Source organism: Micromonospora sp. NPDC023869 (assembly GCF_055559695.1).
The window spans coordinates 350,607-367,379 of the sequence record NZ_JBVHKD010000005.1 but is presented as its reverse complement, the minus strand read 5'-3'; the positions used below and the strand labels follow the sequence as shown (position 1 = coordinate 367,379).

15 protein-coding genes are annotated in these 16,773 nt (G+C 72.4%); 2 read left to right on the top strand and 13 right to left on the bottom strand.

The genetic code is table 11. From position 1 onward, the window contains the following. Together ACZ31C_RS17840 and ACZ31C_RS17835 are read right to left on the bottom strand one after the other, a co-directional pair. Window positions 1–702: a UdgX family uracil-DNA binding protein gene (locus tag ACZ31C_RS17840; RefSeq protein WP_465796203.1), complete on the bottom strand. Its 702-nt coding sequence runs from the start codon at window positions 700–702 to the stop codon at window positions 1–3. A gap of 83 nt (window positions 703–785) precedes the next feature. Beyond that, on the bottom strand, window positions 786–2,126 hold the full coding sequence (locus tag ACZ31C_RS17835; protein WP_465796202.1) for an aminotransferase class I/II-fold pyridoxal phosphate-dependent enzyme: 1,341 nt from the start codon (window positions 2,124–2,126) through the stop codon (window positions 786–788). 34 nt (window positions 2,127–2,160) lie between these two features. Here ACZ31C_RS17835 and ACZ31C_RS17830 point away from each other — a divergent pair, with 34 nt between their 5' ends. Both ACZ31C_RS17830 and leuE read left to right on the top strand, forming a co-directional pair. After that, window positions 2,161–3,405 (top strand): bifunctional pyridoxamine 5'-phosphate oxidase family protein/GNAT family N-acetyltransferase, encoded by a 1,245-nt coding sequence (locus ACZ31C_RS17830; protein ID WP_465796201.1) that lies wholly within the window; start codon window positions 2,161–2,163, stop codon window positions 3,403–3,405. Beyond that, entirely contained in the window at window positions 3,402–4,064 is a 663-nt protein-coding gene (gene leuE / locus ACZ31C_RS17825) for a leucine efflux protein LeuE (protein ID WP_465796200.1), read from the top strand. Before ACZ31C_RS17830 ends, leuE begins: the two co-directional genes overlap by 4 nt. Window positions 4,065–4,195: 131 nt before the next feature. Here the strand turns inward: leuE and ACZ31C_RS17820 are convergent, their stop codons facing one another. From ACZ31C_RS17820 to ACZ31C_RS17770, 11 genes are all read right to left on the bottom strand, one after another. After that, window positions 4,196–5,125, bottom strand: coding sequence for a sporulation protein (locus ACZ31C_RS17820; RefSeq protein WP_465796199.1), 930 nt, complete (start codon window positions 5,123–5,125; stop codon window positions 4,196–4,198). Between the two features lie 11 nt (window positions 5,126–5,136). After that, window positions 5,137–6,204 (bottom strand): hemolysin family protein, encoded by a 1,068-nt coding sequence (locus ACZ31C_RS17815; RefSeq protein ID WP_465796198.1) that lies wholly within the window; start codon window positions 6,202–6,204, stop codon window positions 5,137–5,139. Then, window positions 6,201–7,550 (bottom strand): hemolysin family protein, encoded by a 1,350-nt coding sequence (locus tag ACZ31C_RS17810; protein ID WP_465796197.1) that lies wholly within the window; start codon window positions 7,548–7,550, stop codon window positions 6,201–6,203. Before ACZ31C_RS17810 ends, ACZ31C_RS17815 begins: the two co-directional genes overlap by 4 nt. 419 nt (window positions 7,551–7,969) lie before the next feature. After that, window positions 7,970–9,523 carry a M28 family metallopeptidase gene (locus ACZ31C_RS17805; protein ID WP_465796196.1) on the bottom strand — a complete coding sequence of 518 codons (1,554 nt, stop codon included), beginning with the start codon at window positions 9,521–9,523 and terminating at the stop codon, window positions 7,970–7,972. Between the two features lie 164 nt (window positions 9,524–9,687). Then, entirely contained in the window at window positions 9,688–10,023 is a 336-nt protein-coding gene (mnhG, locus tag ACZ31C_RS17800; protein ID WP_465796252.1) for a monovalent cation/H(+) antiporter subunit G, read from the bottom strand. A 47-nt stretch (window positions 10,024–10,070) separates the two neighbouring features. Next, complete coding sequence (locus tag ACZ31C_RS17795; RefSeq protein WP_131053511.1) at window positions 10,071–10,334, bottom strand: MrpF/PhaF family protein; 264 nt, start codon at window positions 10,332–10,334, stop codon at window positions 10,071–10,073. Next, the gene (locus ACZ31C_RS17790; RefSeq protein ID WP_465796195.1) at window positions 10,331–10,939 is read right to left on the bottom strand and encodes a Na+/H+ antiporter subunit E; all 609 of its coding nucleotides are present in this window, start codon (window positions 10,937–10,939) and stop codon (window positions 10,331–10,333) included. Before ACZ31C_RS17790 ends, ACZ31C_RS17795 begins: the two co-directional genes overlap by 4 nt. Further along, window positions 10,936–12,438: a Na+/H+ antiporter subunit D gene (locus ACZ31C_RS17785; RefSeq protein WP_350693827.1), complete on the bottom strand. Its 1,503-nt coding sequence runs from the start codon at window positions 12,436–12,438 to the stop codon at window positions 10,936–10,938. Before ACZ31C_RS17785 ends, ACZ31C_RS17790 begins: the two co-directional genes overlap by 4 nt. Before the next feature lie 37 nt (window positions 12,439–12,475). Then, window positions 12,476–12,946 carry a Na(+)/H(+) antiporter subunit C gene (locus ACZ31C_RS17780; protein ID WP_131053514.1) on the bottom strand — a complete coding sequence of 157 codons (471 nt, stop codon included), beginning with the start codon at window positions 12,944–12,946 and terminating at the stop codon, window positions 12,476–12,478. Next, complete coding sequence (locus tag ACZ31C_RS17775; RefSeq protein ID WP_465796194.1) at window positions 12,943–15,780, bottom strand: Na+/H+ antiporter subunit A; 2,838 nt, start codon at window positions 15,778–15,780, stop codon at window positions 12,943–12,945. The genes ACZ31C_RS17780 and ACZ31C_RS17775 overlap by 4 nt, the downstream gene beginning before the upstream one ends. Window positions 15,781–16,315: 535 nt before the next feature. Then, on the bottom strand, window positions 16,316–16,654 hold the full coding sequence (locus ACZ31C_RS17770) for a hypothetical protein (RefSeq protein ID WP_465796193.1): 339 nt from the start codon (window positions 16,652–16,654) through the stop codon (window positions 16,316–16,318). Between the last annotated feature and the right edge of the window lie 119 nt (window positions 16,655–16,773).

Here is a 16,773-nt window from a genome sequence, read left to right as displayed (position 1 = left end):
TCACCGGGTGAGTGCGCGGGCCGCCACCTTCAGGTCGGCGACGAGGCCGTCGTAGGCGACGTCCTGGTTGTCGGCGCGCAGCACCGCCGACGGGTGGATGGTGGCCAGCAGCCGGGCGGCGGGAGCGTCGGCGGTGTGCCCGACGCTGTCCACCGGGACCCGCTGGAAGTCCTCGGGGTGCTGGGCGGCGGCCGGCCAGGGCAGCAGTTCGCCACGCTGGCGGGTGACCCGGAACGTCGGGCCGAGCAGCGCCTTCGCGGCCGTCGCCCCGAGCACCACCACGATCTCCGGGTGCAGCCGGGCGAACTCGGCGACCAGCCAGGGCCGACAGGCGGTGATGTGCACCCGGTCCGGCGTCTGGTGGATGCGCCGCTTGCCGCGCAGCTCGAAGCGGAAGTGCTTCACCGCGTTGGTGAGATAGATCTGCCGAGGGTCCAGCCCCGCGTCGTCGACCGCCCTGCGGAGCAGCCGACCTGCCGGACCGACGAACGGCAGCCCCTTCTGGTCCTCCAGGTCGCCGGGCTGCTCGCCGACGAAGACCACCCGGGCTCCGGCGTCGCCCCGACCGAAGACGGTCTGCGAGGCGTCCCGGTACAGCTCGCACCCCCGGCAGCCGGCCGCGGCGGCGCGCAGGTCGTCGAGCGTGTCGGCCTGCGGCGGGATGAACCGTTGAGCGCCGGGCGCGGTGTCGGTGTCGGACATGTCGACTGTTCTACCCGGTGTGGCGCGGGCCACGCGAACGAGGCCGGCAGTTCGACCGTACGGGCAGGTCCCGGGCACATCGGTCAGGCGCTGAAACCGGCGGGTGGGGCGGGGCGGGCGGCGCGGGCCAGTGCGTCGGCCAGTGCCGGCAGGTCCTCCTCGTCCAGCGGGCTGACGGTGATCCGCAGCGCGGGCGGGCCGGCGATGCGGTAGAGCGCGCCCGGGGCGGCCAGCCAGCCGGCGTCCCGCAGAAGGGTCGCGGCGAGGGTCTCGTCGGCCACCGGTAGCCACACGTTGATGCCGCTACGTCCGTGGGCGGGCAGGCCCCGGGCGGCGAGGGCGGCGATCAGCCCGTCGCGCCGCCGTTCGTAGCTGTCGGCGGCCCGCGCGACCGAGGCGGTCACCGCCGGGTCGTGCCAGAGCGAGAGCACCAGTCGTTGCAGCACGGTGGAGACCCAGCCGGCGCCGACCCGGGCCCGCCCGGCGACCCGGGCCACCGTGGTCTCGTCCGCGGCCAGCACGGCCAGCCGCAGGTCGGGACCGAACGGTTTGCTCACCGAGCGGAGGAACGCCCAACTTCCGGTCGCGCCGGCCAGCGGGTGCAGCGGCACCCGGGCCAGTTCGGCGGCGTGGTCGTCCTCGATCAGCAGCAGATCGGCGTACTCGGCGAGCAGGGCGCGCAGCGCGGCGACCCGGTCGGCGGAGACGGCCGCGCCGGTGGGGTTCTGCGCCCGGCTGGTCACCACCAGCGCCCGCGCTCCGGCGGCGAGCGCGGCGGCCACCCCGGCGACCATCGGCCCGTCGTCGTCGACCGGTACGCCGATCGGCCGCATCCCCAGCGCGGCGATCAGGTCGAGCAGGCTGGCCCAGCCCGGGTCCTCCACGGCCACCGCGTCTCCGGGGCGCAGGTGCGCGCCGAGCAGGCGCTCGATGCCGTCCAGTGCGCCGCCGGTGAGGGTCACCTCGGCCGGGGGGACCCCGTCGGCGACGAGTCGCGCCCGGGCCGCCTCGGCGACCTCCGGCAGCACGCCGACGTCGGGGTAGCCGACCGGCGTACCGGCGGATTCGGCCAGCCGGGCCAGGTGCGGGCCGAGCGGGGGCAGCAGCCGGGTGTCGGGCTGCCCGGCGGACAGGTCGCGCAGCCCGGGGGCGGGAGGTGGACGCAGCGCGGCGCGGCGGGCGGCCACCGGCGGGCGGGGGCGTACCCGGGTGCCGTGTCGGCCGGCGGTGGCGACCAGGCCGCGTCGGCGCAGGTCGGCGTAGGCGCGGGAGACAGTGGCCGGGCTGACCGCCAGGTCGGCGGCGAGCGTGCGGACCGGCGGCAGCGAATCGCCGGGGACGAGGGCGGCATGGCGGATGCCCGATTCGATGCTGGCCGAGATCTCGGCGGCCGTCGCACCGGTCACCTGATAGCGTGCTGACACAAACAAGAGATTGTACTAGAACAAAGGTGGGAGCATGTACTCGCCGACCCCCCGCACCACCGCCAGTCGCTCCCGGGAGCGGATGAGCTACGACCGCGACGCCGCGCACGCGGTGCTCGACGAGGCGTACCACTGCGCGCTCGCCTTCACCGTGGACGGTGAGCCCCGCGTCCTGCCCACCCTGCACGTCCGCGTCGGCGACACCCTCTATCTGCACGGCTCCACCGGCAGCCGGCCGCTGCTCGCCGCCCGTGGCGACGGCCTGCCGGTGTGCGTGGCGGTCACCCTGCTGGACGGCCTGGTCTATGCCCGGTCGCAGTTCCACCACAGCGCCAACTACCGCTCGGTGATCGCGCACGGCACCGCCCACCTGGTCACCGACACCGACCGGCGGGCCGAGGTCTTCACCGCCCTGATGGAGAAGATCGGCACCGGCCGCGCCGCGCAGAGCCGCCCGCCGAGCCGACGGGAACTGGCCGAGACCGCGCTGATGGCGCTGCCGCTGCGGGAGGTCTCCGTCCGCACGCGTACCGGCGGCGTCCGCGACGAACCCGCCGACCTGGCGCTGCCCCACTGGGCCGGGGTGGTGCCGCTGCGGCTGACCGCCGGGCCGCCGCAACCCGACGCCGGGGTCACCGCGCCGGTGCCGGCGTACCTGCGACCGGCCGGCACGCCGTGGCACCAGGCGGCCGACCTGCGCGGCACGCACGTCCGGCTGGAACCGCTGGACCTGTCGCACACCGACGAGCTGTACGCGGCCACCGTCGACCCGGAGGTCTGGCGGCACCTGGGCGTCCCCCAGCCGACCGACCCGGAGGCGCTGCGCGACGAGATCGCGACGGCGCTGGCCGCCCAGCACCGTGGTGAGCGGGTCGCCTGGGCGCAACGGTGCGCGGTGACCGGGGCCATCGTCGGCTCCACCTCGTACTACGAGATCGACGACGACCGGCGGTCGCTGGCCATCGGCTACACGTACCTCGGACGGCCCTGGTGGCGTACCGGGATCAACACCGAGGCGAAGCTGCTGCTGCTCGGCCGCGCCTTCGACGACCTCGGCGCGATCCGGGTGGTCTGGCACACCGACATCCGCAACGAGCGCTCGCAGCGGGCCATCGAACGGCTCGGCGCCGCCCGGGAAGGCGTGCTGCGCAAGCACCGGCAGCGGCCGGACGGCTCGTGGCGGGACACCGTGCAGTACTCGATGACCGCCGACGAGTGGCCGAACGCACAGGTCAGGCTTCGGGAAAGGCTTCTCTCGCGGGCCAGCGCGGCCGGATGATGTCGAGCGTGCTGGGGATCACCGACATCTGGACCTACGTGCTGGGCACGGTCGCCATCATCCTGCTGCCCGGACCGAACTCGCTCTTCGTCCTCTCCACCGCCGCCCGGCGCGGGGTGGGCGTCGGGTACCGGGCCGCGGGCGGGGTGCTCGTCGGCGACGCGGTGCTCATGGTCCTCTCCGCCGCCGGGGTGGCGTCGCTGCTCAAGGCGTACCCACCGGTCTTCCTCGTGATCAAGTACGCGGGTGCCGCGTACCTGGCCTATGTCGGGGTGACCATGCTGCGCGGCGCCTGGCGGCGCTGGCGGGACCGCAACGACCCGGACACGCCGCGGTTGATCGACGCCGCGAAGCCGGCGGAGATGCGCAGCCCGTTCCGCAAGGCCATGATGATCAGCCTGCTCAACCCGAAGGCGATCCTCTTCTTCGTCTCGTTCTTCATCCAGTTCGTCGACCCCACGTATGCCTGGCCGGCGCTGTCCTTCCTGCTGCTCGGCCTGATCGCGCAGGTGACCAGCCTGCTGTACCTGACCGCGCTGATCTTCGCGGGCACGTTCCTGGCCGCCCAGTTCAGTCGACGACGCCGACTGTCCGCGGGGGCGACCAGCGCTGTGGGCGCGCTGTTCCTCGGCTTCGGCTTCAAGCTCGCGCAGGGCTGACCGCTCTGGGCGGGGTTTGTGCAAGGAGGGGTCCCCTGCTAACGCCTGAGGTATAGCAGGGGACCCCTCCTCACACCGACGGGCGCGAGGTGCCCCGATACGGGAACGTGCGTGGGATGACGCGACGGGCGTCAGGTGCCGTCGCCGCCGCCCCCACCGCCACCGACACCCGCGCCGCCGGCCGTGCCGCCCAGGCCGAACCCGGGGGCGATCGGCCGGTCGGGCGGGCGGCTGACGTGGGCGGAGTCGGTGATGGTGGCCGACCAGTCGGCCTGTGCGGCCGCTGCCGCGTGCCGGTTGATCGTCTGACGCAGCCAACCGTCCACGACGGAGATCCAGTCGCGCTGATCGGCGTCGGCGTGCCAGATGCGGAACCGGCTGATGCTGGTGTGAGTGACCCCGGCCAGCGCCAGCCGACGGTCGCACCAGAGGATCACCTCGAGGCCGGCGGAGTTGGCCACGAAGATCACCTCCAATTCGGTGATCGGCCCGGCGTAGAGCGGCCCGACCCAGAAACCCCACCGCTGGTGCAACGGCAGGGTCTGCTCCACCCCGGGCAGCCGCCCGTCGACCAGCCCCGACTGGCGCACGCTGAACCCCAGCGTGTCCAGCGCGGCCAGGATGTGCTGCTGGGTGGGCAGCGGGTGGACGAAGACCGGCACCATCGCTCCCTGGTCCAGCGCCGGGTCGAGCGCCACCTCGGTACGCAGCCCCATCCGCAGGCTGAGCAGCGGCACCCCGCCGTACGTGGTCACCGGCGTCTCCCACGGCAGCGGGAACTCGAACGGGATCGACCGCGCCCGGCCCGCCCGCAGCACCAGCGCGTCGGCCACCTGTGCCTGGTGGAACTGCACCAACCGTCGAGGGGCCTCCGGGTCGTCCGGCTCGACCGAGCTGACCAGGCCGAGCCGGACGTGCAGGACCGGTACGTCGACCGCCCCGGCGATCAGGTTCACCCGCCCCGGCAGGCGTAGGCCGGGGCGGGTGCTCGGATTGGCCAGCGCGGTCTGCACCGTCAGGCCCGTACCGCCCGACTCTGGTGACACCCCCGTCAGCCGCATCCGTGTCGCTCCTACCTCAGGCGGCGTACCGCACGCGGGATCGGATCGGTCTCGTCGTCGAACTCCCCGATGACCTCCTCCAGCAGGTCCTCCAGGGCGACGAAGCCGACCGGCCGGGCCGGCCCCCCGCCGTTGCGCACCAGCGCGAGCTGCGAGCGGCGGGCCCGCATCACGGCCACCGCCTCGGTCACGGTGGCCGTGCCGGGCAGGGTGATCGCCTCGTTCATCAGGTCCACCGCCCGGGCGTCCGGCCGGACCGCGGTGGCACGCACCGCCTCCCGTACGTGCACCAGGCCGCAGACGTCACCGGCGGCGTCCAGGACCGCCATCCGGGACCGGCCGCTGTCCCGGCTGACCTGCTCGATCCGGTCCACCGGGTCCTCCCGACGGACCGTCACCATCCGGTCGAAGGGCTCCATCACCTGCGCCACCGTGGTCGCCTGCAACTGGAGCATGCTGGTCAGCAGCTCGTGCTGCGCGGCGCCGAGCAGCCCGTGCTCGTGCGACTGCTCCAGCAGCATGCGCAACTCGTCCGGGCCGTGCACCTGGGCCAACTGGTCCTGCGGGTTGACCTTGAACAGCCGCAGCATCGCGTTGGCCACCGCGTTGAGCACCGACAGCACCGGCCGGGCCACCCGGGCGAAGGCCCGGAACGGCAGGGCCAGCAGCAACGCGGACCGCTCCGGGTGGGTGATCGCCCAGGATTTCGGCGCCATCTCGCCGACCACCAGGTGCAGGAAGGTGACCAGGCTGAGCGCGAAGATCAGCGCGATCACGTGGCTGGCGCCGTAGGGCAGACCGACGGCGTGCAGCAGCGGCCCCACCAGCCGTTCGATCGCCGGCTCGGCCAACGCACCGAGGCCCAGCGTGCACAGGGTGATGCCGAGTTGCGCGCCGGCCAGCATGAGCGACAGTTCGCGTACGCCGTCGAGGGCGGCCTTCGCCGCCCGGCCGCCGCCGGCCGCCGCCTGCTCCAGTCGGTACCGCTTGCTCGCCACCAGCGCGAACTCGGCGGCGACGAAGAACCCGTTGAGTGCCAGCAGGACCACCGAGGTGATCAGCGCGAATCCGGTGCTCACGCGCCCACCTCCTCGGGCCCGCCGGCGAGCTGGAGCCGGACCGAGTCGGCCACGTGCCGGTCCACCGCGAGCACCTCGACCAGGGCACGCGGCCCCGGCCCGTGCTCACCGTCGGCCAACAGGCTGATCTCCAGCCGGTCACCGACCTCGGGTACCCGGCCCAGCTCCCGCATCACCAGCCCGGAGAGGGTGTCGTACTCGGGGCCCTCGGGCAGAGCGATGCCGGTGCTGTCGGCGACCTCGTCGATGCGCCAGCGTGCCGGCACCACCCACGAGCCGTCCTCCTGCCGCGCCGGGGCCCGCTCCGGCGGATCGTCCTCGTCGCGGATCGGGCCGACCAGCTCCTCGGCGATGTCCTCCAACGTGATGACGCCCGCGAAGCCGCCGTACTCGTCGACCACGCAGGCGAGCTGCCGGTGCCCGGACCGCAGCCGGTCCAGCACGATGGGCAACGGCAACGTCTCGGGTACGAGCAGCGGCGGACCGGCGACCGTACTGACCGGGGTGGTGGCGCGTTGCGCCGGCGGCACCCCGAGTACGTCGGCGATGCCGATCACGCCGACCAGGTCGTCGACGCCCTCGGTGCCGCGTACCGGGAAACGGGAACGGCCGGTGTCGAGCAGCTCGACCACCCGGCTGATCGGCTCGTGGGCCAGGACGGTGTGCACGTCGACCCGGGGCACCATGGCCTCACCGGCGGTCAGTTGCCGGAAGTCGAGCCCCCGGTCCAGCAGCTCGGACATCTCGGCGTCGAGGTGACCGCCCTGCCGGGATTCGGCGATGATCTGCTCCAGGTCCTCCGGCGTGGCACCGCTGGGCAGCTCCTCGATCGGTTCGATGCCGACCCGGCGCAGCAGGCGTACCGCGGCCCGGTCGAACAGCTTGATGACCGGCCCGGCGACGGCCAGGTAGACCAGGGTGGAACGGGACAGGGCCCGGGCCACCGGCTCGGGCCGGGCGATGGCCAGGTTCTTGGGGGCCAACTCGCCGACCACCATCTGCACCACGGTCGCGATGACCAGGGCCAGCGCCACCGACAGCGGCAGGCTGACCGCGGTCGAGACGCCGGAGACGCCGAGCAGCTCGGCCAGGCCCGCGCCGAGGTACGGCTCGGCCAGGTAGCCGACCAGCAGGGTGGTGACGGTGATGCCGAGCTGCGCGCCGGAGAGCATGAACGACAGCCGTCCGGTGACCTCCAGTGCGCGGGCCGACGCCTGGTCACCCTCGTCGGCGCTCTGCTTGAGCTTGCCCCGGTCGACCGCGACGTAGCCGAACTCCTGCGCGACGAAGTAGCCCGTCGCGATGGTCAGAACGATGATCAGTACGAGACCGACGGTGATCAACACGGGAGGCTCAGGGCTCCCGGGGTCGTCGGGTCGTGTGGATGCCGGGGCTTACCCGGCTGGCTACTGCTGCCCTCCTGGGCAGAAGAGTCGATCATCCCGTCATTCTACCGGCGGGGACGCCCCACTCGCGGGCTGTGGAGGCACTGTCCCGACCGCGTGGCACGCCACCGTCGGGCCGCCCCACCCGACGCAGCGCGCGGAGCTCAGCGCCCGGTGTGCGGCGTGTGGCGTGCGGCGTGCGGCGTGTGGCGTGCGGCGTGCGGTGCTCGGCGTGCGTGGCAGTGCAGCTGCTGTGCGCACGGCGTGTCGAACAGCTGCGCTGCCACGCTCTTTCCGATCGGTCCGCTGTTCGGATGTTAGGAGGGGACCCCTGCTATACCGGAGGCGTTAACAGGGGGCCCTTCCTTACACCCGGGCGGTTAGCTCTGCACGATGCGGACGTCGTCGACGGCGGCCTCGACCAGGCTGGCGGTGCTGGCGTCGGCGGCGTCGATCACGATTCGGACGGTCTGTCCGCGCAGGGCCGAGATATCCGCGCCGCCGGTCTGCCAGGACGCCGCCCGGTTGGTGGCCGCGCCGGTCGCGCTGAGCGCGGTGACCGTGCTGATGCCGACGACGCGTACCCGTAGGTAGTCGGCGCTGCTGGAGTTGTTCAGGTGGGCCAGGTACCAGGAGAACGAGAGCGTCAGCGTGCCGGTCGACGGCAGGGTGATCGTCGGGGACTGGACGGTGCTGACGCCGCCGTCGAGGTCGTGGTCTCCGGCGCTGCTGCCCGCGAGCGGGCCGGTGACCAGGTCGAAGCTGCCGCTGACCGTGGTGCCGAGCTGGGTGGCGACACCGGAGCTACTGGTGGCGGCGGGGTCTGCGCGCTCCCACCGGCCGGCGGTGGCGGTGTCCGTACCGGCCGGGTTGACGGTCCAGCCGGTGGCGGTCTCGAAGGTGTCGCTGTAGACCGTGGTGCCGGGCGGTGGGGTCGCCACCTGGGACAGCGTCCAGACGGTGTACGCGATGGCGTCGGCGTTGCGGTCCAGCGCGGTGTCGTTGATGTTGGTGAGCGTGTCGCAGACCCGGTGGTAGCAGGGGTCGAAGGCCTGCCCGGCGGTGCCGCCCCAGAGTGACGCCTGGGCGCTGGACTTGGTGCCCTCGGCACCGGTGAAGGTGCCGCCGGCCGGGATGCCCACGCTGATGAACGGGCCGTAGTCGCTGCGTCCGTCGAAGTCGGTGCCCCGGGTCGGTACGCCGATCGAGGTGAAGTAGGCCTGGATGGTCTGCTCGATCTGGGCCGAGCCGGCCGGGCCGGGCCCGGAACCCACCCCGTCGGAGTTGTCCCCGTCGTAGACGAAGTAGCCGGCGTTGGGCGAGCCGACCATGTCGAAGTTCAGGTACTGCTTGATCCGGCTCCGCTCGGCGGTGGGCAGGTTGTTGACGTAGTACTGCGAGCCACGCAGCCCCAACTCCTCCGCGCCCCACCAGGCGAACCGCAGGTGCCGGTCGGGCGTGAACCCGGTCCGGGCGACGGCGAGCGCCACCTCCAGGATCGCCGCCGAGCCCGAGCCGTTGTCGTTGATGCCGGGCCCTGCGGTGGTGCTGTCCAGGTGCGCCCCGGTCATCACGACCGCGTTGGGGTCACCGCCGGGCCAGTCGGCGATCAGGTTGTAGCCGGTGGCGCCGTTGTAGGTGAACGACTGGACGGCGGTGGTGTAACCGACCGCGTCGAGCTGAGCCCGGACGTAGTTGACCGAGGCGAGGTAGCCGGGTCGGCCGTGTGCCCGGTTGCCACCGTTGGCGGTCGCGATCGACTGGAACTGGGTGAGGTGTCCCTTGACGTTCGTCAGGGAGATGTCGGGCGCGGCGACGGCGGCGGTGATCGGCGCGGCGACGGCCACGGGCGCGCCCGCGAGGGCCGACGCGGCGACCGTCGCGGTGGCGACGACCACGGCGAGCCCGACGGTACGGAGGGTGCGGGGTCTCATGGGTCCTCCCGGTTCGGGGGCGAGCATCGGCCGACCGTGGGTGCACGGGTGGCCGAAGGACGGCCACTTGATCGATGCCCGTCATTGCGAGAGGTTGCTGGGCCCAGCCCCGGCGGGCAAGACGCAAGGTGCCGGATTGATCACTCCGTCCGAAATCCGGCGTGTCACCGGTCGGCGAGATCGTCCGCCTCCAGCAGTTGCCGGTCCAGTCGTCCGCTGCGGTACGCCGCCCGACCGATCATCTGCGCGGCGACCGGCGCGGTGGCCAACTGGAAGACCCCGACCAGCGCGATCATCCCGATGTCGGAGACGGTCCGCAGCCGCAGCCCGACCCCCAGCAGCAGGAGCAGGACGCCGAGCACCTGCGGCTTGGTGGCCGCGTGCATCCGGGTCGGCGCGTCCGGGAAGCGCACCACCCCGATCGCGGCGGCCAGGCTCAGCAGCGCGCCGGCGATCAGGCTGGTCGCGCCCAGCCAGTCGGCGACCGCTCCCGGCGTCACCCCGTCCAGCCAGGTCGCCGCCGACACCCCGGCCCACCCGGCGGCCGTCACGGCTTCTCCCGGACGGCGAAGCGGACCATCGACACCGAACCGACGAAGCCGAGCAGGCCGAGTGCCACCAGCACCGGCAGCGTGGTGGCGTGCCGGTTGATCGCCGCCTCCGCACCGACCGCGCCGATCATGGTGGCCAGCAGCATGTCGGCGGCGATCACCCGGTCCAGCAGCGACGGTCCCCGATAGAGCCGGGCGAGGGCGAGCAGCGCGGTCACCGACAGCAGACCGGCGAGTACGACGATGAGCACGGTGTTCACGGGGACTCCTTGTCGGCCGGGTCGGCGCGCAGGCGGCGGACCTCTGCCGTCGACCCCACCGCCTCGATGATCCGCTGTTCCACGGCGCGTACCTGCTCGCGCGCGTCGGCGAGGTCGCTGCGTCGGCGTACGTCCAGCACGTGCACGTAGAGCGTCGCGCTGGCCCGTTCCACGTCCACGATCAACGTGCCCGGCACCAGCGAGAGCGCCTCGGCGGTGAGGGCCAGGTTGAGGTCGGTGCGGACCCGCAGGCGTACCGCCACGATGGCCGAGCGGGGCACGTACCCGGGCTGCACCGCGATCCGGGCGACGTGCAGGCTGGCCCGGACCAGTTCGACGACGAAACGGCCCCCGAACACCAGCAGACCCCGGGGCCGGAGCCGCCCGGCGAAGGTCACCGGCGGGAGCGGGAAGAACACCAGCACCGCCACGCCGACGAGGATCCCGCCCAACAGGTTGCCCCAGCTGAACTCGCCCCAGAGCAGGTTCCAGACCAGCACCAGCCAGCCGACCGCGATGGCCTGGTCCCGCCACCGGCCCGCCCGGCCGCGTACGTCCCGACCCGGTCCGTCGGCCGGCCCGCCGTCGAGGTCGGTCCCGGTCACGGCGGGCCGTCCGGAAGTACGGCGTGGATGTACGGGGTCCGGTCGCGCAGGTCGACGGCCGCGCCGGTGGTGACGTCGAACAGCGGGCCCGCCACCACGGTCAGGGACACCCCGAGGGCCACCAGGGCGATGGTGGCGCCGACGGTCAGCGCGGGCAGCGGGGCGGTCGACTCGACGGTCTGGCAGGGCGTACGCCAGAAGGCCAGGTTCCACACCCGACTGGCCACGTACAGGGTAAGCAGGCTGGTCAGCGTGCCCACCGCCACCAGCGTCCAGGGCAGGGCGCCGCCGACGGCCACGCCGGCCTGGAGCAACCCGAGCTTGCCGAGGAACCCGGAGAACGGCGGGATACCGGCGAGATTCATCGCCGAGACGAAGAAGAGCACGGCGAGCAGGGGCGTCAGCCGGGCCAGTCCGCCGAGCCGACGCAGGTCGGTGCTGCCGGTGCGTTGTTCGATCAGGCCGGCGACCAGGAACAGCGTGGTCTGGATGGTGATGTGGTGGACCACGTAGAAGATGGCCCCGACCAGCCCGGCGACGGTGCTGAGCCCCACGCCGAAGATCATGTAGCCGATGTGGCTGACCAATGTGAACGAGAACAGCCGCTTCAGGTCCGACTGGGCCACCGCGCCGAGGATGCCGACCAGCATCGTCAGCCCGGCCACCACCATCAGTACCCGGTCGGCCTGCTCGCCGGGGAAGAGCAGGGTCTGGGTCCGGATGATCGCGTACACGCCGACCTTGGTGAGCAGGCCCGCGAAGACGGCGGTGACCGGGGCCGGGGCGGTCGGGTAGCTGTCCGGCAACCAGGCCGACAGCGGGAAGACCGCCGCCTTGATGCCGAAGGCCAGCAGCAGCATCAGTTGCAGGCTGAGCCGTACCCCCTCGGGCAGCCCGTCGAAGCGGGCCGCCAGGTGGGCCAGGTTGAGCGTGCCGGTGGCCGCGTACACCAGGCCGACCGAGATCAGGAAGATCATCGAGGCCAGGACGTTGACCACCACGTACGTCGAGCCGGTGCGGATACGCAGCCGGGTGCCGTTCAGCGTGATCAGCACGAAGCTGGCGGCGAGCAGCATCTCGAAGCCGACGAAGAGGTTGAACAGGTCCCCGGCGAGGAAGGCGTTCGTCACGCCGGCGGTCAGCACCAGATAGGTGGGGTGGAAGATGGCCAGCGGCGCGGACTCGCCGGTCTCCGCCTGGCCCTGGCCGATCGAGTAGAGCAGCACGCACAGGGTCACCGCCGAGGAGACCACCAGCATCAACGCCGCCAACTGGTCGGCGACCAGCACGATGCCCACCGGTGCCGGCCAGGCGCCGATCTGCACCACCAGCGGTCCGTGCCGGTAGGCGTGCAGCAGTAGCAGCACCGCCACCACCAGCGTGGCGGCCAGGCAGAACACGCTGACGATGCGCTGCGGCACCGGCCACTTCGCCAGCAGCAGGGTCAGTGCCGCGCCCAGCAACGGCAGCAGCACCGGCAACGGCACGAGGGCGGTCATCGGTGCCCCCGACGTGGGCGGATCGACGCGTACCGGCTCATCCCGGGCCCCCCTCGCGGCGGCGCTGCCACGGCGCGGGCGCGTCGACCTGCTCGGGGTCGCTCTCCGGCGGTTCCCCGCCGAGGTCTGCGGTGGAGACCTCCCGGCGCGCCGCGCGGCGCACGATCTGCTGGTCCTCCAGGTCGTCGGGCACCTCGTCGTCACCGGTCAGATACCAGCTCCGGTAGCTGATGGCGAGCAGGAAGGCGGTGAACCCGAAGGTGATGACGATGGCGGTGAGCACCATGGCCTGGGGCAGCGCGTCGCTCATCCGATCCGGCTCGGTGACCCCGGCGACCGGAGCCCGCCCGGACCGGCCACCGAAGATGATCAGCAGGTTGACGCCGTTGCCGATCAGGATGATGCCGAGCAGGATCCGGCTCAGACTGCGCTCCAGCAGCAGCGTCACCCCGCAGCCGACCAGCACTCCGATCGCCACGAACGAAACCAGGTTCGCCCCGGCGCTCATCGGGTGCCGCCCCGACGCTCGACGGCGAGCCCGCCCTCGGGCCCACCGGCCGCCTCGATGTGCCGATCCACCTCCGCGCCGAGACTGCGCAGCACGTCCAGCGCCAACCCGATCACCACCAGATAGACGCCGACGTCGAAGAAGAGCGAGGTGATCAGATAGAAGTCGCCGATCACCGGCAGCCAGAGGTCGATCCGCGCGCTCTGCAGCACGGCGCCGCCGGCCAGCAGGGAGGTCACCGCGCCGCCGACCGCCAGGCCCAGCCCGGCGCCGAGCACCGTGCCGGCGGAGACCGGCGCGGCCTCGGCCAACTCGTACCGGCCGCCCGCGAGGTAGCGCATGGTCAGCGCCAGGCTGGCCACCAGGCCACCGGCGAAGCCGCCGCCGGGCGCGTTGTGGCCGGAGAACAGCAGATAGAAGGAGAAGAGTACGGCGGTGTGGAAGATCAGCCGGGTGACCACCTCCAGCACGATCGAGCGGTTGCGTTCGATCAGCGTGGCGCCGCCGCGCAGCCACACCGGCCGCCCGGCCAGGCTCTCCCCCCGGTCGGCGTCCAGGCGGCGGGGCCGGGGGCCGGTGCGGGACTGCTGGAAGACCAGGCTGGCCACCCCGGTCGCCGCGGCCACCAGCACGGCCAGCTCGCCCAACGTGTCCCAGGCCCGGATGTCGACGAGCGTCACGTTGACCACGTTGCGGCCGTACCCCTGCTCGACGGCGAGCCGGGGGAAGTCCTCGGAGATGGTGCGGGTGTGCCGGGCAGCCGTGGCGGTCAGCGCGAGCCCGGCCACGGTGAGGCCGACCAGGAGCCCGATGGACCGGCGGATCCAGCGGCTGCGGCGCAACGGACGCACCGAGAAGCGCTCCGGCAGGCGACGCAGCACCAGGACGAAGACCGCGATGGTCACGGTCTCCACCAGGAACTGGGTGAGCGCCAGGTCGGGCGCGCCGTGCAGCACGAAGAACATCGCGGTGCCGTAGCCGGTCACCCCGACCAGCAGCATCGCGGTGAGCCGGCGGCGGGCCCCGACGGCGAGCAGCGCCGCCATCGCGATCACCAGCAGCACCACCGGTTGCGCGGGCGAGCCCCACAGCTTCAGGGACTGTTCCCACGGCCGGATCACCAGCAGCACTCCGCCCGGCACGGCAGACAGCACGATCAGGATGAGACCGAGGTACTGCGGCAGCGAACCCCGCTGGGTGACGCTGGTGACGTCCACGGCGGTCCGGTCGAAGCGGTGGATGAGCCACTCGTAGCCCTGCTGGCCGGTGGCTGGGGACCGCAGCCGCGCCAGCACCGGGGACAGTGGACCACGCAGCAGGAACAGCACCGCGCCGCCGGTGAGCGTCAGCGCGGAGAGGCCGAGCGCGAGGTTGACGCCGGGCCAGAGGGTCAGGTGCGCGTGGACCGGTCCGAGCAGGCGCGCGTACGGGCGGATCAGGTGGTCGATCGCGCCGGCCGCCGGCCCGGCGACGAGCCCCGCCCCGGCGAGCACGGCCGGCGGCCACAGCATCGCCGCCGGGATCCGGTCCACCTCGGTCGGGGCCAGCCCGGGACGGGTGCCGAACGCGCCCCAGAGGAACCGGATGCTGTAGGCGACCGTGAGGACGGTGCCGACCACCAGGACGGCCAGCGCCACCGGCCGGTCGGTGAAGGAGGCGAAGATCGCCTCCTTGGCGACGAAGCCGAACAGCGGCGGCACCCCGGCCATAGAGGCGGCAGCGAGTCCGGCCACCACCGCCAGGAACGGGGTACGCCGACCCAGGCCGGACAGCTTGCGCAGGTCACGCGTGTGCGCGCCGTGGTCGATGATGCCGACGACGAGGAACAACGCCGCCTTGAACAGGGCGTGGGCCACCAGCATCGCCACGCCGGCCAACGCGGCGTCCGGGGTGCCCAGCCCGACCGCCACCGCCACCAGGCCGAGTTGGCTGAGCGTGCCGTACGCCAGCAGCAGTTTCAGGTCGTTCTGCCGCAGCGCGGCCCAGCCGCCCATCACCATCGTGGCCAGCCCGGCGACCAGCACCACCGGACGCCACGGACCCACCTGCGCGAGCAGTGGGGCGAGCAGGCCGAGCAGGTAGACGCCGGCCTTCACCATCGCCGCCGCGTGCAGGTACGCGCTGACCGGCGTCGGCGCCGCCATCGCCACCGGCAGCCACGAGGTGAACGGCAGCAGGGCCGACTTGGACAGCGCCCCGAGCAGGATCAGCACCACCGCCACGACCAGGTACGCCCCGTCGGGCAGCGGGTGTTGCGACAGTTCCGACAGGCGGTAGGTGCCGGCGTGGTGCCCGAGCATGATGAACCCGACCAGCATGGCCAAGCCGCCGAACGTGGTCACGGTCAACGCCTGGGCGGCGGCCCAGCGGGCGGAACGCCGCTCGGCGCTGTGCCCGATCAGCAGGTACGAGAAGACCGTGGTGAGTTCCCAGCAGACGTAGAGCAGCAGCAGGTCGTCGGCGAAGACCAGGCCGAGCATGGCCCCGGCGAAGCCGACCATCACCCCGGCGAACTGGGCCGTACCGACGGCCGGCGGCGGGAAGTACCGCGCGCTGTAGACCAGCACCAACGCGCCGACGCCGCCGATCAGCAGCGTCATCACCCAGGACAGGGTGGTCGTGCGGAAGGCCAGGTCGAGCCCGAGCTTCGGGATCCACGGGTACGTCTCGACCACCGCACCGCCGTCGACCACGTCGGGGGTGCGGTACACCGCCCAGCCGAACGCGGCGGCCGGTGCCAGCGCGAGCGGGTAGCAGGCGTCCGCACCCCACCGACGGACCAGCAGCGGTGCCGCCAGCGCCGCCGCGAAGTGCAGGATCAGCAGTACGAGCACGCGCGCTCCCGGTCGAGGTGGCAGCGGCGCCCGTTCCGCGTGCACGGCGCCTACCTGCGATCAGACGACATCTCCGGGGCGCAATAGACGGTTTTGCCGAAAAAAGCCCATATTCACCTTTGTCCGGTGCGACGTGGCACGACAGTCCGGTGCCACCCCCACTGAGAGTCCGGCGGAGCGGGCATCACTCCGGGCCCGACCAGGGGGTCACCCGGCAGGACAGCCACAGGTGCGGGAGCTCGCCCACCCCCTCTTGGCCCCCTTTGCTCTGCTTCAACCCACGCAACAGTCACCCTTCGTGTCGATCATCCAGGTCGACATCGCGCGACGGTGGCCAGAGCAGCGCAGGTCAGAGGCCATTGCGCGGGTTGAAGCAGAGCAAAGGCGAGCGAGAGTACTCGGAGTCGACTCGGGGCAGCCACGAAAAGTGATCGGCCGCGGTCGATCACGTGGGGCGACCGCGCTCGACCGGAAGAAGTTCGGTGACGCTCGGACGCGGCCGGGCCGCGCCACAGGCGACGCGAGGGGTTCCGTCCTATCCGGCGCGGGTCTCGACCGTCAGGTCCGGCCGACCGAGTTGCCGTGCCGCCTTGTTGACCAGTCGCTGCGCGGCGGCGAGCGAGCGCACGGAGAGTAGCCGCCCTCGACTCTCCCGGCGGAGCACGAAATAGTGCACGGCGACCCGCACCCGCGCCCGGTCGGCGGCGCTGGCCTGGGCCGTCGAGGCGATCAGCTCTCGCAGGCAACCGGCGAGACGCTCGGCGAGCTCCAGATCGGGGCCGTGCAGGCCGGCGCGCAGAGTGGCGACATGACTGTCGACCTTGCGAATCAGGACGTCGGTGCCGGACGCTGGGCTCCGCTCCTCGACGTCCATCCGACCTCCTCGCCGTGCACTACACCGCGAGTGAAGTTACTTTATGTTGCAGTACGCAAGCAAGCAGTTAAGTAAGACTTAACGGATTCTACGGTCATGACGCCTGCAACGCCTTAAAC

Bases quoted from the DNA above. Each gene is read 5' to 3' on its own strand.
- ACZ31C_RS17780 (WP_131053514.1), bottom strand. From the start codon at position 12,946: ATGAGCGCCGGGGCGAACCTGGTTTCGTTCGTGGCGATCGGAGTGCTG.
- ACZ31C_RS17840 (WP_465796203.1), bottom strand. From the start codon at position 702: ATGTCCGACACCGACACCGCGCCCGGCGCTCAACGGTTCATCCCGCCG.
- ACZ31C_RS17770 (WP_465796193.1), bottom strand. From the start codon at position 16,654: ATGGACGTCGAGGAGCGGAGCCCAGCGTCCGGCACCGACGTCCTGATT.
- ACZ31C_RS17785 (WP_350693827.1), bottom strand. From the start codon at position 12,438: ATGACCGCCCTCGTGCCGTTGCCGGTGCTGCTGCCGTTGCTGGGCGCG.
- leuE (WP_465796200.1), top strand. From the start codon at position 3,402: ATGATGTCGAGCGTGCTGGGGATCACCGACATCTGGACCTACGTGCTG.
- ACZ31C_RS17830 (WP_465796201.1), top strand. From the start codon at position 2,161: ATGTACTCGCCGACCCCCCGCACCACCGCCAGTCGCTCCCGGGAGCGG.
- ACZ31C_RS17820 (WP_465796199.1), bottom strand. From the start codon at position 5,125: ATGCGGCTGACGGGGGTGTCACCAGAGTCGGGCGGTACGGGCCTGACG.
- ACZ31C_RS17805 (WP_465796196.1), bottom strand. From the start codon at position 9,523: ATGAGACCCCGCACCCTCCGTACCGTCGGGCTCGCCGTGGTCGTCGCC.